The following is a 22,145-nucleotide window of genomic DNA, read 5'->3' as shown; positions in this document are numbered from 1 at the left end:
CTCACGCGCCGATCCGGTAGAGGGAGTGGGTCCAGGAGAACGAGCCGTTGTCGATGTAGTAGGTGTAGTCCGCCCAGTTGTAGCGGTAGTTGGACGGCCACGGGTCTCCCCAGTACACCCAGTTGTTGCTGGTGTCGTAGCCGTACAGCACGTGCATGTGGCCGCCGCCCGAGCTCCACTGGATCCGGGTCTCGATCGGCCGGTTGGCGTCGATCTCGCTCTGCACGGTGGAGTAGCGCAGGTAGCCGTTGACGTACCTGCCCGGGTTGATGCCCGCCCAGCTCAGGGCGGTCTGCACATCGTCCAGGGCCGCCTGGCTGTTGGGGCAGCTGGAGTCGGTGGCCCGGCCGAAGGCGGCGTTGCAGAACTGGTTCTGGCTGTAGCCGTAGCCGAAGTAGCTGGCGATGGTGTTGCCGCTCGCCGCCCAGCACCAGTTGTTCTGCTGCTGTTGCTCCATGCTGATGTCGAGCTTGCGCCAGGTGTCGGCGGCGAGCACCGGGCGCTGCCGGGCGGCGAGTCGGGTCTGCGCCGCCGGGTGGCCGCCCTGCTGCTCGGCGGCCTGCGCCGGAGCGGTGGCGGCGGAGTTGAGGACCGGCGCCAGGACGCCGAGCGCGAGCGCGGCGAGCGCGCGGCGCAGGCGTATCCGAGGTTGTGACATGTGGGTTCCTCCTGCGGAGTGCACAGGTAGTGCGCTGGGGGACCGCGTCCGGACGCGTTGAGAGCGAGCATCGACCCACTCGGCAGGGGTGGTCAACGGACGTCGGGCAGGGGTCGGCGCCGGTGTGAACGGGCACATCCAGGTGTGAACGCGGCACTACCCGACTGCCCGTCAGTTGTCCAGACCAGATGACAATCCACCACACCCGTGTGAATATTCACGGTCAACCGGACAGACCGCAGGAAACCAGACGGGGAGCAGGAGATGCAGCCCATCGTTCAGGCCGAGCTCTCGGCCGTACTCAGAACCGGCCCCTTCCACCTCGCCCTGCGGACGGCCATCGCGACCCGGGGACTCGCCCTGCACCGGGTCCAGCAGCACCTCGCCCAGCGCGGCGTCCACGTCGGCGTCACCAGTCTGAGCTACTGGCAGCAGGGTCGCCGTAGACCGGAACGAGCCGAATCCCTGCGCGCGGTCCGGGTGTTGGAGGACGTCCTGGACGTCCCCGAGCACTCGCTCACCCGGCTGCTCGGCCCCCGGCAGAGCGTCCCCGCCGCATCGGCCTCCCCCGCCGTGCGGCCCTACCGCGACCTGATCACCCCCGCGGCCGCCGTGGACCGCCTGCTCGCCACCATCGCCAGCCCCCGCGACAGCGGTCTGCACACCATCACCCACATCGAGCGGATCCGGGTCGGCGCCGACCGCCGGATCCTCGGCCGCGACTCCCAGCACGCCCTGCGGGCCCACCGCGACGGCACCGACCGCTACCTCGCCCTCTACCAGGGCGACCCCGGCTGCGACATCGACCGGGTCACCGTGCGGGCCGAGGAGAACTGCCGCCCCGGCCGCATCCGCCGCGACCAGGACGCCCAACTCCTGCTCGTCGAGCTGCTGTTGGACCGCCGGCTGCGCGCCGGCGAGACCCACCTGCTCGGGTACGGCTTCGACGACACCCCCGGGCACGAGCCCAGCTGCGAGTACATCCGGGGCTTCAACTCGGGCGCCGGCCAGTACGTCCTGCAGATCAGCTTCGACCGGGACGCCCTGCCCGTCCGCTGCCACCGCTTCCTCAGCCACGCTCCCGGCGAGAAGCCCTGCGAGACCGAGGAGTTGACCCTGGACGGGCAGCACCGCGTCCACCTGGTGGCGAGCGGCCTGCGGCCGTGCCTGCTCGGGGTCCGCTGGGACTGGGAGTGACCGCCTCGCTGCGGGTCAGGCGGCCGGATCAGCCGAAGTCGAACACCACGCAGTCCTCGACCGGGCGGTATCCCAGCTTCCGGTAGATCGAGTTGCTGACCGGGTTGGCCAGGTCGGTGTAGAGCAGGACCTCGCTCGCGCCCGCCGTCCGGGCATGGACGGAACCGGCCGCGACCACGGCACTGGCATAGCCGCGGCCGCGCAGCTCGGGCGGGGTGAAGACCGGTCCGATCCGGGACATGCCCGCGACCACCGGACTGACCCCGGCGAACGAGACCGGGCGTCCCTCGTCCTCCCAGATGTGCAGACCGCCCTCGGCGGTCCGCCGGTCGACCGCCATCGCGTGGTCGGTCCTGGCCGGCCCGCCGATCTCGGCCGCGAACGCCCCGAGCCACCGGACCAGCAGCTCCCGGTCGCCCGCACCCGCCCGCCGGACCCGGCCGCTCGGAGCGGGCGACGGCTCGACCAACTCGCCCAGCCGGTAGAGCCGTTCGTTGACCCTGACCCGCACCCGCACACCGGCCTCCCGGCCCCAGGCCGCCGCGAACGCCTCCGCCGCTGCCTTGCCCCCGCCGACTCCGCACAGCTCGGCGCCCCGCGCTCGCAGCAGTGCGGCCAGCTCCGCCGCTGCCGCCGGCGGTGTCAGCCCGAACCGGGGCGGAGACGGTGGTGTCTGCACGAAGACCCCGCCGACCGGAGCTCCCGGCTCGGCCCGCCACCAGCCGAAGCCGGGCGGCCGCTCCGCCAGGAGCTCCGGGGCCGCCGCAACGAGCCGGTCCAGCAGCGTGAGCAGCACGGTGTTCTCGGCGGGGTGCGCGGCGAGGAAGTCACCGGCCTCGGCGCGGAATTCGGCCGGCGACGAGCTGAGAGTCCAGGTCATGGCCCATTGTGCCCGGCACCCGCCGCCGCACGCAGCCGATATACCGGCCCCGGCCCGGACGGTCGCCGAGCGGTGCGCCACAGTGCCGGGCTACTCCGCCCGTGCTCCCAGGCTCGCCGCCAGCACCGCCGGGTCCGCCGTCGGGGCGTCGCAGGTGAAGTGCCGGCAGACGTACGCGGCGGGCCTCCCGGCCAGCAGCGGACGGTCCGCGAGCAGCGGGACGTCCGCCGCTCCGGGCTCCCCGACTGCGACCACGGCGCCGGGGGCGGTGCCGAGCAGCGCGGTGCGGTGCAGTACGGCGGTGGCCGGGTCCGCGGCCGGGCCGACCACGGCGACCTCGCGCGGGCCGTCGGCGAGCGCCTCGGCGGCGGCCAGCCCCCAGCCGATGAAGCGCGGCGCCCGGCCGCCGAGCGCGCCGACGATGCCCAGGGCCCGCTCGGCGGCACTGCGGTGGCGGTCGGACCCGGTGTAGGCGGCGTACGTGAGCAGGGCGTTGGCCGCAGCGGTCCAGCCGGAGGGGGTGGCGTTGTCGGTCGGGTCCTGCGGGCGGCGGATCAGCTCCTCCGCGTCGTCCGCCGTGTCGTACAGGGCCCCGGACGCCGGGTCGGTGAAGTGCGCCAGCACGGTGTCGAGCAACCCGCCCGCCAGGTCCAGCCATTCGGCCTCGCCGGTGACGGCGTAGAGGGCGAGGAAGCCCTCGGCGGTGTCGGCGTAGTCCTCCAGGACTCCGGCGTTCTCCCCCGCCTTGCCGTCCCGGGAGGTGCGCAGCAGGCGGCCGTCGGCCGTCAGGTGGACGGCGAGCAGCAGGTCGGCCGCACGTTCGGCCGCCTCGACGAGGTCGGGGCGCTCCAGCAGCGCGCCGGTCTCGGCGAGGGCGGCGATGGCGAGCCCGTTCCAGGCGGCCACCACCTTGTCGTCGCGGGCGGGCGCGGGTCGCTGCGCACGGGCCTCGAACAGCCGGGCGCGGATCCGCTCGTAGGCGGCCGGGTCGTCCGGCTCACCGAGCAGTTGGAGCACCGAGCTGCCGTGCTCGAAGGTGCCGGTGACCTCGAAGAGCTCGACCGCCAGTGCGCCGTCCCGCTCGCCCAGCACCTCGGTCAGCTGCTCCGGCGTCCAGGCGTAGTAGGCGCCCTCGGCGGACTTCCCGGTGCCGGGGTCGATGCTGTCGGCGTCCAGGGCGGAGGCGAAACCGCCTTCCGCCGTGCGGAGTTCACGCAGCAGGAAGTCGGCGGTCTCCCGGGCGATCCGGCCGGCCAGTGCACTGCCGGTGGACCGCCACAGGTGCGCGAAGACCCGCAGCAGCAGGGCGTTGTCGTAGAGCATCTTCTCGAAGTGCGGCACCACCCACTCCGCGTCCACCGAGTAGCGGGCGAAGCCGCCGCCGAGCTGGTCGTAGATGCCGCCCCTGGCCATCGCCTCGCAGGTCCGCTCGGCCATCTGCAGCGCCGCCTCGGAGCCGGTACGGGCGTGGTGCCGCAGCAGGAACTCGATCACCATCGACGGCGGGAACTTGGGCGCTCCGCCGAAGCCGCCGCGCTTCTGGTCGAAGCCGCGGCTGAGTGCGACCAGCGCCTGGTGCAGGTCCGCCTCCCCCGGCGGGTTCAGGGCCTCGGCCCCCGCACCGTAGACCGACGCCCGCTCGGCCAGTTCGTCCCTGATCCGGGCGGCCACCTCGCCGACCTCGTCCCGCCGTTCCTGCCACGCCGCGGTGACCCCCTCCAGCACCTGCCGGAACGCGGGCATCCCGTGCCGGGGCTCGGGCGGGAAGTACGTGCCGAAGTAGAACGGGTCCTTCTCGGGGGTCAGGAAGACCGTCATCGGCCACCCGCCCTGCCCGGTGGCCGCCTGCACCGCCTCCATGTAGACGGCGTCCACGTCCGGCCGCTCCTCGCGGTCCACCTTCACCGCGACGAAGTGCTCGTTGGCGTACGCCGCCAGGGCCTCGTCCTCGAAGCTCTCGTGGGCCATGACGTGGCACCAGTGGCACGCTGCGTAGCCAACTGATAGCAGAACGGGTACATTTCGCCGTCGCGCTTCCTCGAAAGCCTCCGGTCCCCAGGGCCACCAGTCGACCGGATTGTCAGCGTGCTGAAGCAGATAAGGCGAGGTCACACCAGCCAACCGGTTCATACGCCCCAGCCTCTCACAGCGTTCCGGCCCCGACCGTGGGACCCGCGCACCTCCGTCCGCTTGGCCGATTTACACTCATGCGCCATCACGTGGTGAGCGAGGATCATCCCATCTGCGTCGAGGCCGCTACTGCAGATGGCATCCGTGTCGTTGATCGGCCGGCTACACCACGCCGGGAACGTAGCCATCCCCCATGCACTCCCCCATACGGGTCCGCTCCACAGTGCCGGCCAGGTTCAGGCAGGACCATGCCGGGTTCGGAGCTCAGGTTTCGGCGCGCGCCGATGTGCGGCGGCCAGCCCCGTCCCGATACCCGGGTACAGCCACGTCACCGGGGCGGGTGCGTCTGCACGACGGTCCCGGTCCGTCGCGCGGCATATGGTGCGGTCAGTGCAGTTGGGGGCGGAGGGTACGTGTATCTCGCTGAGGTCAGGGCAGGGAATTTCCGGATCTACGGCCCGGCACCGCAGGGACTGGGTGAAGGGGTCGACACCTCTGTTCACGTGGTCTTCGGGCCTGGGCTGAGCGTCCTGGTCGGGGAGAACGACAGCGAGAAATCCGCAGTGATCGACGCCATCAGGCTCTGTCTGACGTCCTCGGCGGACTACTTCCGGGTCACCGCGGATGACATCCCCTGCGGCCCCGTCACCGGCGAGAAGGTCATCCGCCGCAACCACCTCGGCGACTCGGGCACCCAGTTCGGCATGTTCATCTAGTACCTCATCGAGCACCCCGACGAGCTCGGCGACGACACCGAGACCACCGACTCCGGCCCGTCGATGCCCCGCTTCAACCGCCCCTCTACAAGGCATCACGCGCCAAGTTCGACAGTGACGCCGCCTTCGCCGACCGCTCCCGCCGGCGCGTCGTCGACCTCCAGGGCAGCAATCCCGACACCGTGGCCTCGTGGCAGGACATGGTCGACGAGTCGAAGGTCTACTTCGAAACTGTCTACGCCCGCCTCGGCGTCCTCCTCGAAGAGGCAGACGCCATCGGCGAGAGCTACTACAACCACATGCTCGCCGACGTGTGTGCCGACCTCGAAGCCTCCGGCCCAAGAACACCAGCGACAACCCGCCAATCAAGCAGTAGCTGCCGCGAAGGCCCACGCATGGCTGGCGAGCGTGGGCGCTCTCCAAAGGTGCCCACGCTGCGGCAGGCTAGTGGACCTGGGAAGGCTCACCCGCTTCGGCTTGCTGCCGATGCAGACCGAGTTCCTCCATCACGCGGCCGCGAAGGAGTTCATACTCCTCACGAAGCCGACGCCACTCCGTCACTGGCCGCCGAGGGACGACGGTGCCGCCGATGACGATCTCCTCCGGCCTGAACTGTTCTCGGGTGAGGTCGATCTCTACTCCCAGCCCCAGGCGGTTCCACCAGTGGTAGTCCCTGAACTCGTCGTTGACCCGGACCTCGCCGCGAATCAGCTCGCCGCCGAGCAGGTCGTTGAGGACCATGGCGGTCACTCCGCACTGGCCCCGGGCCGGGTTGTCCAAGCCCCACCGCGACCGGACTTCCGGCGGGGCTGTGTCAGCGCCCCAACTACTGCGAACGGCACGCTCGATGTCAGTAAGAAGCAACGGGATCACGGCAATGATCCTCGCAACGGCCACTGACAACAGCGGCCGTCAGCAGGCGACCGCCTGGTCCACTCCAGGGGCCCGTTCGCCACACCATCCACGGCGAGCACCTGGGGAATTAGGTGACCACAACCGTGGGGAACAACGTTACCGTCCACGCCGGTGTCGCCGTCCGCTCCGACGGAGCCCTGTGTGTCTTCTTCGACGACATCAAAAGCCCCAACGGCGAACCGACTCCGCTGATCCTCCAGAAGAGCGACGGCGGCTACGGCTGTGCCACCACCGACCTCGCCGCCATCCGCGACCGCGTCGGCATGCTCGGCGCCAACCAGCTCCTCTACGTCGTCGACAGCCACCAGGCCCTCCACTTCCAGATGGCCTCCGAGACCGCCCGGAGCGCCGGCTGGCTGCTCTCGCACGGACCAGTAGGGCTTGGCGAGCTGGTGGACCGTCACAGCAGTCGCGAGCCCCGAGGGGCAGAAGCAGCCAGAACCGGCAGAGACCGGCAGTAGGGGCGGGCCGACTTGCAGGTCTGGCTCTGGCCGGTACAGGCCGCAGCTTTTCCTGCCGCAGACTGCCTCGCAGCACTCATACGCTCAACGGGCAAGCGAATCGAATCATCCCTGTGAGGAGTTGCATCATGGCGTTCGACCCCATTCGGAAGCTCGCGGAAGCTGGCAACGCGGTGGACATGCTGACCGAGGAGCAGAAGGCTGCCTTCTCCAAGCTGACGGAGCACGAGGTCGAGGTTCTCACCTCGGTGCAGGCCAAGCTCGCCGTCGTGAGCGCTGAGGTCGAGGGCCAAGACATCAACCTCGTCCGCATCGGCTAGTCATGCCCGGGGCTGCACAGCAGCCCGGCGTAAGGGTTCTGAGGGGCGGATGCTCGCACGAGCGAGCTTCCGCCCCTCGGCGGTTCGGCCATACCGCTGTGGGGACCACGCGGGTCGAAAGCAGCAAGTAACCAGAGAGAAGACCTCGTCGGTGGTGGTCGGCTCAGAGGCAGTGAGAGGTGAAGCATGACGGTGACACTCCCAATATCTCAACTTGCCGACCGGGTACGTCCGGAGAACTCGGACCTGCCCTACCTGCTGATCAATCCGCCACTCACCGACCCCACATACCCGTACCACTCGATCTCCTACTTGGTCGCCAACTGCGCGGAATACGGCTTCACCGCCTTCCGTTGCGAGGATGCGAACATCAACTCGCTGAACTACCTGGCGCGCCCCGACTACGTATCCGGACTCCTGGCCGAAGCGGCGTCCGTCCGTGAGGGCGTGGGGACGATGGAGTCGCCCAGCAGAGCCGATGAGCTGCGGTATCAGGCAGCGCTCACAGCACTCGGTCTCACTGACGACTTCATGCAGCGTGCGATAGGTGTGCTGCGCGCGCCGGAGGACTTCTACGACTATCCGGTGTACCAGGACGCGGCGATGGCGGCCCGCCGATTCGTCAACCTGCTGTCGCTGCGGTCACTTCCCGGGATCTTCAGCGGCTACTCACTCCGTATGAGCGGGCCCGTGAACTTTCTCAGCCGTGCCGATCTCGCAGATCCCGCTGTGCTCGACAAGGTGACCGGCGGCTTCTCCGACTACTTCGACGGACCATTTGCCGAGCTGCTCGCTGAGCGGGAGTGGCAGCTGATCGGCCTCTCGGTCAGCTACAGCAGCCAACTTCCGTTCGCGTTGCGTATGGCAAGGCAGATACGACAGCAGTGTCCGAACGCGGTTATCGTCTTTGGCGGCACAGAGGTCTGCGACGACGTCAAGTACGCACGTGATCCGGCTGATGTCTGGAAGATCTTCGCCGACGCAGATCTGCTGGTACCCGGCGAGGGTGAGACGCCGTTGGTCGACATCCTGTGCGCAGTCAGGGACAAGACCGCCTTCCAGGGGATACCCGGGGTTCTCCTTCCGGGCTCTGACACCAAGGCGATCCGCCTGAACTACGAGCACGTCGGACGCCTTCCGGCTCCCAGGTACGACATCTGGGACTGGTCCTCCTACTGGTCACCCGAGCCAGTCGTCCTGTACAGCCCGACCCGCGGCTGCTACTGGAACAAGTGCACCTTCTGTGACTACGGGCTGAACGATGACCGGCCCACCTCACCGTCACGCGAGCGACCAGTTGAGGTGGTGATGCAGGATCTCGCCCAAATCGCCTCCTTCGCAAAGACGTTGTACTTCTCGGTAGACGCGATGTCCCCGCGCTACCTACGCACCCTGTCCGAGGCGATGGCTGAGGCTGACCTCGGCCTGCAGTGGAGCGCTGAGCTGCGATTGGAGCGAACCTTCCCCAAGCGTGGCACCGCAGCGCTACTGAAGCGGGCCGGCTGCGTGGCGATCGCCTTCGGGTACGAGTCGGCGACTCAGCGAATACTCGACCTCATCGACAAGGGAGTGAACATCTCCCAGGTGCCTGTGATCCTGGAGCAGCTGACCGAGGCCGGTATCGGCGTGCAGATGATGGGCTTCACGGGATTCCCTTCCGAGACTCCCGAAGAGGCCAGGGAGACGTACGAGTTCCTGGTTCGGCATCGGAATCTCTGGTCACTCGCCGGCGTCGGTGAGTTCGGCCTGACACCAGGGTCGATCGTCGCCAAGCAGCCGGCACGCTTCGGCGTGGAGGTCCTACCGCTGCCCGAGTCTCATTCCATCGCTCGAGCACTGAGCTGGCGCGACCTGGCCACCGGAATCGAGCATGTGCCTGGAGCGGAGACCGACAGCGTGCCGTCCAGCCTGAAGGCTCAGATCAAGCGCGATGTGGTCGGCCGTCCCTTCGTCGGCGGAGTCGACTCCAGCCATTCGCTGCTCTACTTCAGCCGCTACGGCCGGTCCCTCCTGCCAGAGGAACCGGGACGATGGGACGACGGCCGTCGACGGATCGCTCCGGAACAACTGGCCCCCGTCCCATTCGCGAGCCTGGGTGAGCTCTGCTCGGTTGCCGACCTCGTGGCGGCGCACGCCGAGACCCTGAACAAGCAGAATCGAGCCGGCTATGCGGAGATGTCCGCCTGGCTCGCCCAGGAGGGCTCTGGTCAGCCAGGCACAACGATGGCGTTGGTCATGCCAGGTGGGGCGGCTGTCGACTTCCAGCAGCCGACAGCCGATGTCGACACCGACAGAGTCATGAACGCGCTGCGCGTCCTGCTGGCCCCCACGGCGCAGGCCGCCCGATGACGGCCGCGGCACGTCGAAGGCTGAACCTGAGGTTGGACGTATGAATTCCCGGCCAAGCAGTTCTACCTGCGGGACCTGTGCGGCGCTGGCAGCCCCGGAAGCCATGTTCTGTGCCAGATGCGGAGCAACGCTGACGAAGGCCGACAGGCAGGAGGCCACCCGCCGCCACGTCGTCATTCTCTTCGCTGATCTCGTCGGGTTCACCTCCATGAGCGAGGGCCTCGATCCTGAGGCGCTCCGCGCCGTGATGGACCGGTACTTCGGGCTGGTGTCCCGGATCATCTGGGACAACGGAGGAGCGACGGAGAAGTTCATCGGCGATGCGGTGATGGCAGTCTTCGGCATGCCGCAAGTCGCCGAGGACGACGCCATACGGGCAGTCCAAGCAGGTGTCGAGATCATTTCGGCTTTGGAGATGCTCAACGTCGAGCTGCAGCGTGACTTCGGCCTGGACGTCGCCGTGCGTATCGGTGTGCATTCGGGACCGGTCTCCGCAACGTACGACCGGAGCGGCGACTTCCGGATCGTCGGCGACGTTGTGAACACGGCCAGTCGGCTGCAGTCGGCGGCTCCGCCCAATCGCGTCCTGGTTGGTGAGGCAGTCGCCCAAGCCCTACGGGGTAGGGCGCACATGCGGGAGGTGCCTGCGCTCACTCTGAAGGGCAAGGAAGCCCTCGTCCGAGCTTGGTGCGTCGACGGGCTGTCCTCCTCCATCGAGTCGGCGACGCGGCTGACGCCGCTGATCGGCCGGGAGGCCGAACTCGCACAGCTCCGGCAGGTTTACGAGCGCTCCATAGGCAACGGTCGCGGTGCGCTGGTAACTGTGCTGGGAGCACCCGGGATAGGGAAGAGCCGGCTACTTGATGAGTTCCTATCGGACCTTGGAGCGCCAGAGCCGGTCGTACTCCGCGGTCGCGCGCAGTCGTTCAACCGTGGTGTCAGCTATCTCCCGATCGTGGAGCTGTTGCAGTCAGCCCCCCTGGAGTGGGCGGCCATTGTCGACGGCGCCGCGACGGACTCTGCCATCGCCCGCGCAGCGACGTGCCTGGGCGGCCTGGCACAGCGATCGACTTCACCCCGGCACGGCGCCGAAGTGGAGGAGCTGGCGTGGGCTCTGCGTACGTTTCTTATGACGTTGGCCGCGCGCAGCTCTCTGGTACTGGTCTGGGAAGACCTGCACTGGGCTGAGCCGTCCTTGCTGGACATCTTGGAGTACCTGGCTGACGAACTCTCGACCCTTCCGGTGCTCCAGGTGTGCACAGCGCGTCCCGAACTGGCTGACATCAGATCGGACTGGCCGACTGGTGGGACCAGCGTGCTAACCCTCGACCTCGTCCCGCTGACCCACGCCGAGACCCTTCTCCTGGTGTCGCAACTTGCTGCGAGCGGTGACGTGGTGGCACACACCGTTGACGAGGTCTGCGAGGAGGTCGCGTCGGCGAGCGAGGGTAACCCCCTCTTTGCCGAGCTACTACTGGCGATGGAGGACAACTCCAACGAACCACTCCCGCACACGATCACAGCAGTCTTCGCGGCCAGGCTTGATCGCTTGCATCCGGATGACCGGCGGGTCTTGGAGATAGCCGCAGTGCTCGGCCGGGACTTCGCCGACACCGATATCGAATACGTCCTCGCCGAAGACGGGCAGGAGCCACTGGACCTGAGCGCGTGCCTGCAACGTTTGCGCCGCACACGGCTGCTCACGGGGAACCGGATCTCTGCCAGGCACTGCTTTGTGCAGGCATTCAGCCGCGACACCACCTACGAGCTGTCGGGCAAGCGGAGCCGCCTGCGGTGGCACCTTGCTCTGGTGAGCCGCGCTACGGAGGCCGACGGCTACGCAGTCCCCGACGGTGCGAACAGCGACAGCATGCTCACCTACCACCTGGAGGCAGCCGCTCTCCTGAGCCGCCAGCTTCACCCCGCCAGCGCCTCGACCCAGGACATCAGTCGACGGGCATCAGAGCAGCTCGCCTGGCAGGCAGCGGATGCAACGAACCGCAAAGACCTCCGCTCGGCCGCTGGTCTGCTGGAGCGCGCGCTCGGTGTCCTTGCCAGCGACGACCTCGGGCGTCTTAAATTGACGCTGTGGCTGTCCGACACACGGCTCGAACTTGGGGAGCTGGATGTTGCGGACGCCGTCTTGCGCTCTTGGTCACAGGACCAAGCTCCCGCGTCCTCAGAGCTCTCCTCTTGGGTCGTGCCAATCCAGAGGGAGATCATCAGCTTGCGTGGGGGGAACATGACGCTTGAGGCGGTACTGGCCGCCGAGCAGCGTTTCGAGCCGCACCTGCAACCTGATGACCACCTTGCCTGGTGCCGGTTCCATCAGCTGCGCTCGCATCGCCACCTCATGAGCGAGCAGGTCGGCGCCGCTGAGGAGAGTCTGACAGCTGCCCGTAGGCACGCGCAGTTCCTCGATGACGCGCGCGAAATCGACCGTATCGACCGGACAGCCGTCGAGCTCGCATTATGGGGGCCGGCCCCGGTCAGTGACGGTCTTACTCGCTGCCGCGAGCTTGTCGTCACGTTCGAAGGCAGCCGCGTCAACCTGGTACCCATTCTGGGGGCAATGGCGGGGCTACTCGGACTCGATGGCCGCTTCGACGAGGCGGCGGATGCCGTCCAGACCGCCGCCAGGTATGCCTCCGACCTCCGCATGCGCAGCGCCGACGCTGCCCTGACCTATCTTCGCGGAGTGATCGACTCGCTGGCCAACGCTCATGCGAGCGCCGCTGAAGGCTTCTACCAGGCCCGGGACATCCTCGCGGCGGCCGGACAGCCAGACGGCGAAGCTCTCATGGACGCCTATGCGGCGCGTGAAATCGTGTCCGCAGGGGCCCCGGTACCCGAACGCTACTCGGGGCTTGACGATCGGGCCTTGGCTGACATTGCCGACCCCCGCCTCGGCGCACTGTCGAGCGTGCTGGCCGCTCACGCGGCGGCAAACACCAATGACCTGAACCGGCTAACCGGCCTGACCGACAATGCGGTTGGCTTCGCCTCCCGCATGGATGACCTGTACTTCCGGGGCACCATCAACCGCGATGTCGCGATGCTGCGGTACAGCGCAGGAGATGCAGCCGGAGCCAGCACCGCGGCCGCGACTGCTCGGGAGTGCTTCCTGGCCAAGGGCGCGCGGGCCGCGATGCCGAGCGTCGACAGACTTCTCGCACTGATATCCGACCAGCAACTAGCGGAAAAGGACCTCTGAGTGGACGTGCCACCTTGGCTGAGGGCTCGACCGAGCCGCTTCCCTGGGGTTCCGGCTTGGGGAGCTGCCACGTCTTCGGCTCCGCTGGAGCCGTTCGCCATCAGCCAGTTCCCCAACATCACACGCGAGTGGGCTCTCGGCGGCGCGGACGGCACCGGCGTACGGGTCTGTGTGGTGGATTCGGGCGTCGACGACTCTCACCCTCAGATCGGGCGACTCGAGACCTCAGCTGCGGTCGTCATGGACGAGCAAGGGCAACTGAGCGTCCAGGAAGGCGTACACGAGGACCTCGCCGGGCACGGTACTGCGTGTGCCGGCGTCATCCGCTCGGTGGCCCCCGGAGCTTCCCTCTCATCGGTGCGGGTTCTCACGCACGGTAAGAACGGCAGTGGCCAGGCCTTGCTGGAAGGCCTGTCATGGGCGATCGACCAGAACTTCGACATCGTGAACCTCAGCCTGTCGACCACGCTGCCCGCAATCGCGGCCGAGCTACGGGAGCTGGCCGACCGCGCCTACTTCAGGCGAACCGTCCTGGTGGTCTCAGCCCATAACATGCCCGTTCTCAGCTACCCCTGGACCTTCTCGTCGGTGATTTCCGTCGCCTGCCACAACGAGGAGGACCCGATGAGGTACTACTACAACGCCGGGCCCCCAGTCGACTTCTTCGCACGAGGAATCCGGGTGAGGGTGCCTTGGACCGGCCGGACCGAGCGCGTCAACACCGGCAACAGTTTCGCTGCTCCGCACCTCGCCGGGATCGCCGCTCTGATTCTCAGTAAGCACAGATGGTTGACGCCGTTTCAGTTGAAGTCGGTGCTGTTCATGACCGCCGACAATGTCGCCGCAGCCGACCCCGTCGACACGGGGATCGCAGCACTCGCCGAGGAAGGAGCTGGAGAGCATGAACAGCACGCTATGGAACGCTGATTCGCAGATCAGTGAGCGGTACCTGCTGCAGTGTGTCGTGGAGGTGGCCAAGGCCGCGTTCCGTGCCAAGGCATGCTCGGTCTTCGTGGTGGACGACGAGACGGATGAGCTGGTCTTCGAGGCGGTGGCGGGCGAAGGCGAGAGCCACCTGGTCGGCACGAGATTCAGTGCCGGTACCGGGATCGCAGGTTGGGTGGTGGCCAGCGGTCAACCGTTCATCGCCGACGACCTGGAGGAGAGCCGGTTCGACCAGGAGGCCGCGCAGGAGACGGGCTATGTGCCTCGCACCATCGCTGCTGCTCCCATCCTGCACGAGGGTCTGTGCATCGGGGTCCTGGAGGTGCTCGACCGCGACGCTGCGCGTGACGAGTTGGAGACTCTGGAGCTGGTCGGGCTGCTGTCCACTCAGGCAGCGGCAGGGATCGCTCTGCTGCGGCAAATCCGCCAGGGCACCCATCATGCCGCCGGTAACACTGGCGCCGCCGCCGACAACACAGATGTCCTCCGGAGCATTGCCACCGACCTGCCCCGTCTCGACGCGGACGACGAGCGTCTGGTTGCTCAAGTGCTCGCTGTTGCAGGGGAGATAACCCGGAGGGCGGCCTTTCGCCGCCCGGTCCCGGGCTCGAATCCGACACCTCCTGCGTCGGCTGAAGGTGATCGGAGCTCGTCAACGGAGGGGCGGGACCAGTGAGCTCGCCGCGTGGATTTCTGATCAACCGCGACTACACCCGTCTGTGGGGCGGTCACGCTGTCTCGACGGTCGGTGACTACGTCTTCGACACCACGCTGACCCTGTGGGTGGCGACCGAAGTGGTCAAGGGCAGATCCTGGGCGCCGGTCGCGGTGAGTGGTGTGCTGCTGGCTGTCGGCGCGGCCGTACTCGTGGTCGGCCCGCTGGCAGGGGTCTTCGTGGACAGGTGGAGCCACAAGAAGATCATGCTGAACTCCGAGCTGGTCCGAGCTGCGCTCGTCACGGTGCTCATGCTGCTCTCGCTGGCCCCTGTGCATACCCTGCCGGTCGGCTTGTGGCTGGCGTGCATCTACCTGACGGTGTTCGCCCTCAACGCGGCCGGCCAGTTCTTCTCACCGGCTCGCTTCGCCGCGGTCGGAGCCATCGTGCCGGGCGAGGCGGACCGCGCCCGGGCGGCCGGAATCGGGCAGGCGACGACCGGAGCGGCGTCGATTCTCGGGCCGCCGCTGGCGGCCCCGCTGCTGTTCAGTGTCGGCGTGCAGTGGGCGATGGCTGTCAACCTGCTCTCCTACCTGTGCTCGTACGCCATGATCCGCTCGGTGCGCTTTCCGCAGTCCGAGGACTCAACTGTGGCGGTGCCGGGCACTGGCTCTGCGGCTCGTCGGTGGCGTCAGGACTTCGCCTCCGGTCTGCGGTACTTCGCCGGGAACCGCCTGCTGGTGGCCCTGTTGGCGAGTGCCGTGATCACACAGATCGGGACGGGGGCTCTCAACACGCTCAATGTGTTCTTCGCTACGGGAAATCTCCACGCCTCGGCTCGGCAGTTCGGGTTCGTCTCCATGGCGTTCGGAGTGGGAGCGATCGTGGGGGCGTTGGTGGCTGGGCGCGCGGTGGGCCTGGTCGGTGCGCGGACAGCGACCTGGCTCGGGCTGATCATCGCCGGTGTCCTCGTCTGCGCCTACTCCCGACAGAGCGAGTTCGTCGTCGCCATCGTTTTGCTGATGCTGGTGGCCATACCGGTGGCAACCCTGAACACCGCGATGACTCCGCTACTGCTCGAATCCACGCCCTCTGAGTACCTGGGCCGAGTGGTTGCCGTCTTCAACCCGGTCAACGAACTCGCCGCCATGCTCTCGGCGGCAGTGGCCGGCTGGCTGGCAAGTACCGGACTCGCAGGCTTCGGAGGACACTTCGCGGGGATGACCTTCGGGCCCATCGACACCATCTTTGCGGCCTCCGGGATCGTGATCATCCTCGCTGGCTGCTACGCCGCAATCGCCCTGCCACGTGAGCGGACCATCGAGCCAACGCCGTTGGAGGTGAGTGCATGACCTCGGTTGACGCCGGTATGGGTCATGAGCGGCTCTTGGTGACAGATCCACACTTGATCCGTACAGCTACGCGGGAAGATGGGGCGACGTACTGGAACACCTCCAGCGGCAAGCGCTTTGGAGTGGGGCGATCCGCCGAGCTTCTTCTTGAACAGCTACGCACTCCGATGACCTATGCGGCGCTCGTCGGCCTCGGAGCCTCTCCCGAGGCGGAGCCAGCGGCAGTGTCCTGGGCCTCACCGCTCGTCGATCAACTGCACGATCTGCAGCTGATCGTCGATACCGAGGAACCGGTTCGGGTCGAGGCAGGAGACCTCTGCCCTGCTCCACCGGCAGTCGGCTTGTTCGGCTGTCAAGGCATGAGCCTGGTCCCGGCTCTGGCTGACGGCGCCGTCCAGGCGGTCGTCGTAGGTATGCCGTACGACATCGGGGTGACGGGTCGCCCGGGCGCTCGATTCGGACCACAAACACTGCGAGGAGCAAGTCGCACGGTCTTTCGGCAGCGTGTCCCGGGCGATACGAGCGGCATGTACGACCCGGTACGAGGACGTAGGGTGCTTCGCGGTGTCGGGCTGGCCGACATTGGCGACGTCAGTGCTGCCGACGTGCACGACCGCAATGGCGAGACCATGGAAGTCCTTGAACAGATCGTCGGCGCGACAGCTTCCGCGGGGAAGTTCCCCGTTGTGCTGGGCGGGGACCACTCCATCAGCCTGCCCGCAATCCGCGGTGTACTGGGGGCCCACCCGAGGCTGGGGATCATCCACTTCGATGCTCACCCGGACTACCGTCGGGCTCGCGATGACGACTGGCGCGCCTCGTGCCATCACGGAAACTTCATGGGATGGCTGCTCGGTGACCCCCGGGTCGAGCGGTTGGTCCAGTTCGGAGTGCGCCAACTGATCGCGGACGAGATCGCGCCGAACGACAAGGTCTCCCGCTGGCCCGGTGTGTCGGCAGCAACTGCGACCCCGGAGTCGGTCCTGGAGGACCTTCCGTCGGATCTGCCGTACTACGTGACGATCGACGTGGACTGCCTTGATCCACTGGTCATGCCGAGCACCGGAACCCCACTACCGGGTGGATTTACCCACCTTCAGTTGGTGGAGCTGCTCGACGGGCTGTGCGGAGCTCGCGAGATCGTCGGGGTCGACATCGTCGAATACATGCCTGATGGCAATCACTACGCGGGGCATGTAGCCGCCGACGTGCTGCTCAGAGTGTTGGACAGTGCCTTGGGCGATAGAGGTCAGTGACCGCATCAGCTCGAAGACCAGGAAACCGTACCGCTGTGGCGGCGCCGACCCCTTTCACGTCGGCGCCGTCACAGCGTCATGTGCCAACTACTGCAGGCCCAGGTGCAGCCGGATCAGTCGCATCGCTCCAGAATCACACGCCCCCATGGGGTCAGCGGGGCGCTCCGAAGCGTCGAAGCGTCCCAGCTGCGGTCCGTCGGTTCGCCTAGGGAGACCTGGGCCTCCACCGCCATCTGTCCAATGCGCGCGCGGAGGTACTCCCTACGTATCTTGAGTACCCATGCCTTGCGCTCCGCCGGCGCGACAGTCCCTTCCGCCACGAGGGAAAACGACTCTGCGACGGCATCGATCTCCGCGCGTGCCTGGGCGCAGGCCACGGCCATCGCCAGTCGCTCCGGGGCATTGGCGTTCGCCAGTACGAGTCCTGGCATCTCGGGGATCGGGTGCTCGTCAGGGCAGCCGGCTGCGGCCCCCTCACGAAGCAGTGCCCAGGAGACCAGAGATACCTGGTCCTTGGTGTGAGCCGTGTCCCTGGCGAGGACATCGAGAGCAGCATCAACTCGTCGGCGCCACTCGGGCGTCGACGTGACCGCGGAACCGATGGCACTCCAGGGAGCCAGTCTGGCAAGCCAGTCCGACCGCGCGGTCGTGATGACAATCCCAGCGGAGGACCGCGGTAGCGCCACCGTCGCCAGCCCGTCCGGCCCCGTCGCTGGCTGCGCCAGCGGGATCAGCTGGCGTCGGTCACCGGGGCCGAGACGGTACAGATCGCCGTCGCGCACACTCAGTGTCACTCGGTCCGGGTGGTCCGGAAGCAGCAACTGCAGCCCGACCCTACGCAATGCGAGGGCACCATCCTCGTCCGCTCCGACAGTTATGATCAAGGGGGTTCGCTGCGACTGGGCCGCCAGCAGCTCGGGCAGCAGTGCCAGCCCCAAAGCATGTGCCAAGGGGTCCTCCGCCCGCATCCGTTCGGCAGCCATCGCGGTGTCACGCTCGGACACCGCGAGCCAGGAACAGACATCGGGATCGATCAAGACCGCGTCGAGCGTCCCGTGGGACAGTCCTTGGAGCCTCGTCACGACAGCCCGGTATATCTGCCGGGCGTCTTCGTTCGTTGTCCGGGACGAGCGCTCATGACACTGCACCAGGAGCCTCTCCAAGTTCCGGCGGGCTCTGAGCTGGACCAGTTCAGCGATCCGATGGCTGTCCAGGCGGACGTCCTCCGGCCGCGGATCGATCTGGTCGACGTAGCCACGGATCCACGATTGATCCCACGTCAACGTGTCCTCACGAGTGATGAACTGTCCTTTGAGCGAGTAGACCGCCCCTTCGCGGTCGCCCAGGCGAGCGAACACATCAGCGTGCAGGTTGTTGGGCAGATCCGTCGCGATGAGGTTCTGCAGCGCCCGATGGCGCTCGTCTGAGCTACCCGGACCGACCGCGAGCGGGAGCGACCACCTCGGGTCGCGGCGTAGTCCATCCAGGATCTGTTCCTGCAGAGCATGGAAGGCGGTGGCAACATTGATCACAAGGCTCACGCTTGTGCTGTCCCCGTCGGAGAAACCCCAGTGAATCCAGGTGCTGGGGATGTAAAGCACATCGCCAGCACGAACCTCGAAAGCCCGGGGCGTAGACGGCATCGAGGCTGCGCCGAGCCCGGGTTCACACATAATCCGCCTGCGGCGGTCATCCGCGTGAATTCCTTCCGGGCTGCTGAGAAACCACGTCTTATTGCCGGTCAACTGGATGGTGAAGTTGTCACTTCCATCGTAATGACTACCGATTGACGACGGACCCGTTGTGGCGAAGACATCGCACCACACGTCATGCCACTCGAACCAGCTCCGCGCATTTGCCACCAGGTCCTCGATACCGGGCAGCCCTGAGGTCAGTCCTTCCAGGAACCAGACAGTAGCACCGTCGGTCTGATGCGGCGCCCCATCGCGGAGCATCGCAGTGATCTCGGCTCGCGTCGGGCTATTCGCCAGGAAGGCAGCGGCGGCACCGGGCAGATGCACCGGTTGTTTCCGCCAATGGCGCGCCATGAAATCGGCAGGCAGAGCGAACGGCATGGCTGCGAACTCTTCCTGGCTTCGCTCGTGTCTCACAGACATGGAGCACCCTCATTTCAAATGCGCTGGATCAGCTTCTGACCCTGGCGTCACTCTCCGTGACTGAGTACGGGCAGTGATATCGCAGGGACCCGGCGACCCTAGGCAGACCCTGCGGCGGATGGAGGCAGTTGCAGCGGCAGCTTCGCGACTCCAGGGCGGTTCCTGCCGAGATCCGGCCGTCCTCGCCTCCAGGTGGCGAGCGATGTCGAATGTGTATACGTCCGCTTCATATCGATACACTTGGATTTGAGGGGGACATCTCATCGGGCACGGTTCCTTCGATGCTTGTGCGAGGTCCCAAGCCCGTGCAACGATCGCAAGCCGAATCAGCGCGTGACGTCCTGCAAGCAGGGCGTATGGCAAGTCCGCCACAAGCGGCACCATGATGCGGATCGGCTGGAATGCGTGGGGGGAAGGAGTAGATCAAGTGCAGTCTTATGCAGAGGGAGGAATAGGTGGAAGAATCAGAGCCCAGCGCATACGTCGGGGCCTGACCCAGCTGCAACTTGCCGATCTGTCGACGGTCGGGGTTCGTACCCTCCGTGAACTGGAAGCAGGCCGAACTGTTCGCCCTCATCCGGTGACCGTGCGCCTGCTGACCAGTGCACTTGGGATCTCCGATGATGATTACGCCGTCACGGCCCATTCGCTGGAGAGCCGGGCTGACTCTGAACTTGCTGACGACGACGTGGACGCACAGTCCACACTTCCCGTCACCTGCGGCGACATCATCGGTCGTGAAGACGATGTCGATCTTCTGAGCAACGTGCTGCTCAGCGGCCAGCGGCTCATCACCATCACCGGCTTTCCTGGGAGCGGGAAGACCCGGTTGGCTATCGAGGTCGCCCGCGCAGTGCAGGCAGCGGCCGGCACCCGCGTGGTTTGGGTCGGAGGCGGCCAAGGCCCGGACGGTACCACCGACGTGGGCGCTTCAGGGAGGTCCGCCCCGTATGGCCACCGAAATGCGGTGCTGAAAGCACTCTCCGGCAACGGGACTGCACTGCTCGTAGTCGACGGTGCGCACTGGGAAAGCTGGCCGGCCGGGGTGCCTCGGCCTTCTCACCCTTCGTTCCAGGTGCTCACCACTTCCAGGCGCCCACTCCGGCTCCCCGGAGAGATAACCCACTCGGTCTTGCCGCTCGCCGCCCCGGCATGGATGGACGAGGACGCTGGCGCCTACCCAGCGGTGCAGTTACTCACGCAGTACATCCGCCGGTTCCAACCCAGCTTCAGGGCTACTGAGTTGGACAGCGCCGCCATCGCTGAGCTGTGCCGGAGTCTGGATGGAAACCCAGCGCTCCTGCTTGGCATCGCGGATGCCTTCAGCATGTTCGAGCCGGAGAGCATCGTCAGGTATGTCACCACCGACATCGCCTCGGCGGTGGCCGAGGCTGCACCGGCCGTTCTCGCTGGCGCCTGGGAGATGGTCGCCACCCTGGAGACCGACACCAGGGAGTTGCTGCTCCAAATCTCCGGGCTGGCATCCGACTGGTCGGTCGGTGACATCGCGGAACTCCTGGGCGAGCCTCCTCTTCGAGTCGGTCGCCGCGTCCGAGGCCTGCTCGACGCGGGGCTGATCCACCCATACGTGACTCCCGGCACGCCGCGTTTCCGGGTGCTCGGACTCGTGCGCGCGATGATGCAGGGGGAGTGGGCGGGAGCGCCCGCCAACGTTTCCCTTCCCGGCCAGCCTCGGCTCCGTATTCCGCTATCGAGACCAGCGTCTGCTTCGAGGACGGTCACGACAGTGCCATAAGGGCCTCGTGATCGACGGCCTGCTCGTGTCGATCCTGACGAGCAGACGCCCTTCGGACTGACTGAGCCCGGCCCTGCCGATCTTCTTGTCAGCCGGGTGCCGTGCGCGGGAGCCGGTCGACCCACGCGCACGGCACCACCCCGTGGGCTGCGATCCGCGGTCTCGTGCCCTTAGTCGTCGGCACCAGCAGCAGGGGTGCTGCCCTCCAGCTGCTGGCGAATGCTGACGTACTGCTCGGGCGCCCACTCGGGCGAGGTGGCCAGCTGGTCTTCGACCCAGGCGTCTATATCCCTGCCCAGCCGCTCATCGTACGCGTTCACTCTGGTACTCCTTGGAAACATCCCAGGTCAGAACTACCTGGTTGTGTTCATCTACTGGCACCAGTGGCAGGCGGCGTACCCGACCGACAGCAGGACGGGCACGCCCCGCCGCCGCGCCTCCTCGAACGCCTCCGGCCCCCAGGGCCACCAGTCCACCGGGTTGTCGGCATGCTGCAGCAGGTACGGCGAGGTGGCGCCCGCCAGTCGGTTCGGCATGCGCCCATCCTCGCGCATCCCGGGCCCCTCGGGGCGGCAGGCTCAACCGTCGGACCGGCGTCCTCGGCACAAGCGACGGACCGCCGGGCCGGGGAGGCGACCGGGAGCGCGGGAGGTCACTCCTTGACGGGCTCGGGCTCCTCGACGAAGTCGACGCGCTTGAACTGCTTGTTCATCGACTTCACCAGGAACCAGGTGGCGACACCCAGGGCGGCGAAGACGACGAAACCGAGAAGGCCGGGGGTCACCTTGTTGTCGTCCAGGGCGAGGCCGGTGGCGAGGTCGGTGAAGCTCATCGGGGTGCTCATCTCTCCATGGTGACCCGGCCTGACATCGGCCGGGTCACCGGGGTGGTACGTGTCGCGCGCGGACTGCCGACCGGCAGGTCAGGCCACGCGGCTGGGGGTGCGCAGACCGGCGAAGAGGTCGTCCTCGGGCAGGTCGGTGTCGATCAGGGAGCGGGCCAGCTCGTAGTCCTCGGTGGGCCAGATGTCGCGCTGGATGTCCAGGGGGACGCGGAACCAGGGACCGTCCGGGTCGATCTGGGTGGCGTGCGCGATCAGCGCCTTGTCCCTGGTCTCGAACCAGTCCTCACAGCGGACCCGGGAGGTGATCTCGCGCTCCTTGCGGCCGCTCTTCTCCCAGCCCGCGATCCACTCGCCGTACGGGGAGTCGTGGCCGTGCTCGG

The 22,145-nt window shown here is 67.2% G+C and carries 18 protein-coding genes and 3 pseudogenes; 12 read left to right on the top strand and 9 right to left on the bottom strand.

Annotation, left to right across the window (positions count from 1 at the left end):
* Window position 1 precedes the first annotated feature (1 nt).
* The gene (locus UK12_RS07695; RefSeq protein ID WP_045301036.1) at window positions 2–658 is read right to left on the bottom strand and encodes a papain-like cysteine protease family protein; all 657 of its coding nucleotides are present in this window, start codon (window positions 656–658) and stop codon (window positions 2–4) included.
* 264 nt (window positions 659–922) lie between these two features.
* Here UK12_RS07695 and UK12_RS07690 point away from each other — a divergent pair, with 264 nt between their 5' ends.
* The gene (locus tag UK12_RS07690; RefSeq protein ID WP_045301035.1) at window positions 923–1,855 is read left to right on the top strand and encodes a hypothetical protein; all 933 of its coding nucleotides are present in this window, start codon (window positions 923–925) and stop codon (window positions 1,853–1,855) included.
* Window positions 1,856–1,883: 28 nt separating this feature from the next.
* Here UK12_RS07690 and UK12_RS07685 read toward each other — a convergent pair whose 3' ends face one another.
* Both UK12_RS07685 and UK12_RS07680 read right to left on the bottom strand, forming a co-directional pair.
* Complete coding sequence (locus UK12_RS07685; protein WP_045301034.1) at window positions 1,884–2,735, bottom strand: GNAT family N-acetyltransferase; 852 nt, start codon at window positions 2,733–2,735, stop codon at window positions 1,884–1,886.
* Window positions 2,736–2,825: 90 nt separating this feature from the next.
* Window positions 2,826–4,865, bottom strand: coding sequence for a thioredoxin domain-containing protein (locus UK12_RS07680; protein WP_045301033.1), 2,040 nt, complete (start codon window positions 4,863–4,865; stop codon window positions 2,826–2,828).
* Window positions 4,866–5,368: 503 nt separating this feature from the next.
* Here UK12_RS07680 and UK12_RS07675 point away from each other — a divergent pair.
* Entirely contained in the window at window positions 5,369–5,581 is a 213-nt protein-coding gene (locus tag UK12_RS07675; protein ID WP_156178595.1) for a hypothetical protein, read from the top strand.
* Window positions 5,500–5,859: pseudogene (argS, locus tag UK12_RS44980) on the top strand (arginine--tRNA ligase domain-containing protein); the annotation flags it as partial. The gene UK12_RS07675 and the pseudogene argS (UK12_RS44980), both read left to right, overlap by 82 nt.
* Before the next feature lie 166 nt (window positions 5,860–6,025).
* On the opposite strand, the gene UK12_RS43055 reads toward argS (UK12_RS44980), so the two are convergent.
* Entirely contained in the window at window positions 6,026–6,454 is a 429-nt protein-coding gene (locus UK12_RS43055; protein WP_052681702.1) for a YunG family protein, read from the bottom strand.
* Window positions 6,455–6,579: 125 nt separating this feature from the next.
* Here UK12_RS43055 and argS (UK12_RS36395) point away from each other — a divergent pair, with 125 nt between their 5' ends.
* The 8 genes from argS (UK12_RS36395) to UK12_RS37645 all read left to right on the top strand — a co-directional run bounded on the left by argS (UK12_RS36395) (window position 6,580) and on the right by UK12_RS37645 (window position 17,048).
* Window positions 6,580–6,957 (top strand): arginine--tRNA ligase domain-containing protein, encoded by a 378-nt coding sequence (argS, locus tag UK12_RS36395; protein ID WP_052681701.1) that lies wholly within the window; start codon window positions 6,580–6,582, stop codon window positions 6,955–6,957.
* Window positions 6,958–7,085: 128 nt separating this feature from the next.
* Complete coding sequence (locus UK12_RS07660; RefSeq protein ID WP_052681700.1) at window positions 7,086–7,277, top strand: aroma-sacti cluster domain-containing protein; 192 nt, start codon at window positions 7,086–7,088, stop codon at window positions 7,275–7,277.
* A 186-nt stretch (window positions 7,278–7,463) separates the two neighbouring features.
* Window positions 7,464–9,626: a B12-binding domain-containing radical SAM protein gene (locus UK12_RS07655; protein WP_052681699.1), complete on the top strand. Its 2,163-nt coding sequence runs from the start codon at window positions 7,464–7,466 to the stop codon at window positions 9,624–9,626.
* A 103-nt stretch (window positions 9,627–9,729) separates the two neighbouring features.
* The gene (locus UK12_RS07650; RefSeq protein ID WP_045301028.1) at window positions 9,730–12,840 is read left to right on the top strand and encodes an adenylate/guanylate cyclase domain-containing protein; all 3,111 of its coding nucleotides are present in this window, start codon (window positions 9,730–9,732) and stop codon (window positions 12,838–12,840) included.
* Window positions 12,841–13,767, top strand: coding sequence for a S8 family serine peptidase (locus UK12_RS07645; RefSeq protein WP_082119410.1), 927 nt, complete (start codon window positions 12,841–12,843; stop codon window positions 13,765–13,767). It begins immediately after the preceding gene.
* Complete coding sequence (locus UK12_RS07640) at window positions 13,742–14,461, top strand: GAF domain-containing protein (protein ID WP_052681698.1); 720 nt, start codon at window positions 13,742–13,744, stop codon at window positions 14,459–14,461. Before UK12_RS07645 ends, UK12_RS07640 begins: the two co-directional genes overlap by 26 nt.
* A complete protein-coding gene (locus UK12_RS07635) occupies window positions 14,458–15,792 on the top strand; it encodes an MFS transporter (RefSeq protein ID WP_045301026.1) in 1,335 nt (444 codons plus the stop codon). The genes UK12_RS07640 and UK12_RS07635 overlap by 4 nt, the downstream gene beginning before the upstream one ends.
* The gene (locus UK12_RS37645; RefSeq protein WP_082119409.1) at window positions 15,789–17,048 is read left to right on the top strand and encodes an arginase family protein; all 1,260 of its coding nucleotides are present in this window, start codon (window positions 15,789–15,791) and stop codon (window positions 17,046–17,048) included. Before UK12_RS07635 ends, UK12_RS37645 begins: the two co-directional genes overlap by 4 nt.
* Window positions 17,049–17,161: 113 nt before the next feature.
* Here the strand turns inward: UK12_RS37645 and UK12_RS07625 are convergent, their stop codons facing one another.
* Window positions 17,162–19,123 carry a JmjC domain-containing protein gene (locus UK12_RS07625; RefSeq protein WP_045301024.1) on the bottom strand — a complete coding sequence of 654 codons (1,962 nt, stop codon included), beginning with the start codon at window positions 19,121–19,123 and terminating at the stop codon, window positions 17,162–17,164.
* Window positions 19,124–19,547: 424 nt separating this feature from the next.
* Here UK12_RS07625 and UK12_RS07620 point away from each other — a divergent pair, with 424 nt between their 5' ends.
* Complete coding sequence (locus UK12_RS07620; RefSeq protein WP_082119407.1) at window positions 19,548–20,921, top strand: helix-turn-helix domain-containing protein; 1,374 nt, start codon at window positions 19,548–19,550, stop codon at window positions 20,919–20,921.
* Between the two features lie 170 nt (window positions 20,922–21,091).
* Here the strand turns inward: UK12_RS07620 and UK12_RS41000 are convergent, their stop codons facing one another.
* From UK12_RS41000 to UK12_RS40995, 4 genes and pseudogenes are all read right to left on the bottom strand, one after another.
* Window positions 21,092–21,241 (bottom strand): hypothetical protein, encoded by a 150-nt coding sequence (locus tag UK12_RS41000; protein ID WP_197084641.1) that lies wholly within the window; start codon window positions 21,239–21,241, stop codon window positions 21,092–21,094.
* 57 nt (window positions 21,242–21,298) lie between these two features.
* A pseudogene (locus tag UK12_RS37640) lies at window positions 21,299–21,457 on the bottom strand (DUF255 domain-containing protein); the annotation flags it as partial.
* 116 nt (window positions 21,458–21,573) lie between these two features.
* Window positions 21,574–21,765, bottom strand: a complete 192-nt coding sequence (locus UK12_RS07615) for a hypothetical protein (RefSeq protein WP_045301019.1) — start codon at window positions 21,763–21,765, stop codon at window positions 21,574–21,576.
* Window positions 21,766–21,843: 78 nt separating this feature from the next.
* Window positions 21,844–22,145: pseudogene (locus UK12_RS40995) on the bottom strand (mycothiol conjugate amidase Mca); the annotation flags it as partial.

This window comes from Saccharothrix sp. ST-888, from assembly GCF_000955975.1.
Lineage (GTDB): Bacteria > Actinomycetota > Actinomycetes > Streptomycetales > Streptomycetaceae > Kitasatospora.
Note: the sequence above shows the minus strand (reverse complement) of the source record. Positions and strands in the feature narration are given on the sequence as shown.

Excerpts from the sequence above, each read along its gene's own strand:
- UK12_RS07680 (WP_045301033.1), bottom strand. The coding sequence starts at position 4,865 with ATGAACCGGTTGGCTGGTGTGACCTCGCCTTATCTGCTTCAGCACGCT.
- UK12_RS07655 (WP_052681699.1), top strand. The coding sequence starts at position 7,464 with ATGACGGTGACACTCCCAATATCTCAACTTGCCGACCGGGTACGTCCG.
- UK12_RS07660 (WP_052681700.1), top strand. The coding sequence starts at position 7,086 with ATGGCGTTCGACCCCATTCGGAAGCTCGCGGAAGCTGGCAACGCGGTG.
- UK12_RS07650 (WP_045301028.1), top strand. The coding sequence starts at position 9,730 with ATGTTCTGTGCCAGATGCGGAGCAACGCTGACGAAGGCCGACAGGCAG.
- UK12_RS07615 (WP_045301019.1), bottom strand. The coding sequence starts at position 21,765 with ATGAGCACCCCGATGAGCTTCACCGACCTCGCCACCGGCCTCGCCCTG.
- UK12_RS07690 (WP_045301035.1), top strand. The coding sequence starts at position 923 with ATGCAGCCCATCGTTCAGGCCGAGCTCTCGGCCGTACTCAGAACCGGC.
- UK12_RS07640 (WP_052681698.1), top strand. The coding sequence starts at position 13,742 with ATGAACAGCACGCTATGGAACGCTGATTCGCAGATCAGTGAGCGGTAC.
- UK12_RS07625 (WP_045301024.1), bottom strand. The coding sequence starts at position 19,123 with ATGCCGTTCGCTCTGCCTGCCGATTTCATGGCGCGCCATTGGCGGAAA.
- UK12_RS07620 (WP_082119407.1), top strand. The coding sequence starts at position 19,548 with ATGATGCGGATCGGCTGGAATGCGTGGGGGGAAGGAGTAGATCAAGTG.
- UK12_RS07685 (WP_045301034.1), bottom strand. The coding sequence starts at position 2,735 with ATGACCTGGACTCTCAGCTCGTCGCCGGCCGAATTCCGCGCCGAGGCC.
- UK12_RS07695 (WP_045301036.1), bottom strand. The coding sequence starts at position 658 with ATGTCACAACCTCGGATACGCCTGCGCCGCGCGCTCGCCGCGCTCGCG.
- UK12_RS37645 (WP_082119409.1), top strand. The coding sequence starts at position 15,789 with ATGACCTCGGTTGACGCCGGTATGGGTCATGAGCGGCTCTTGGTGACA.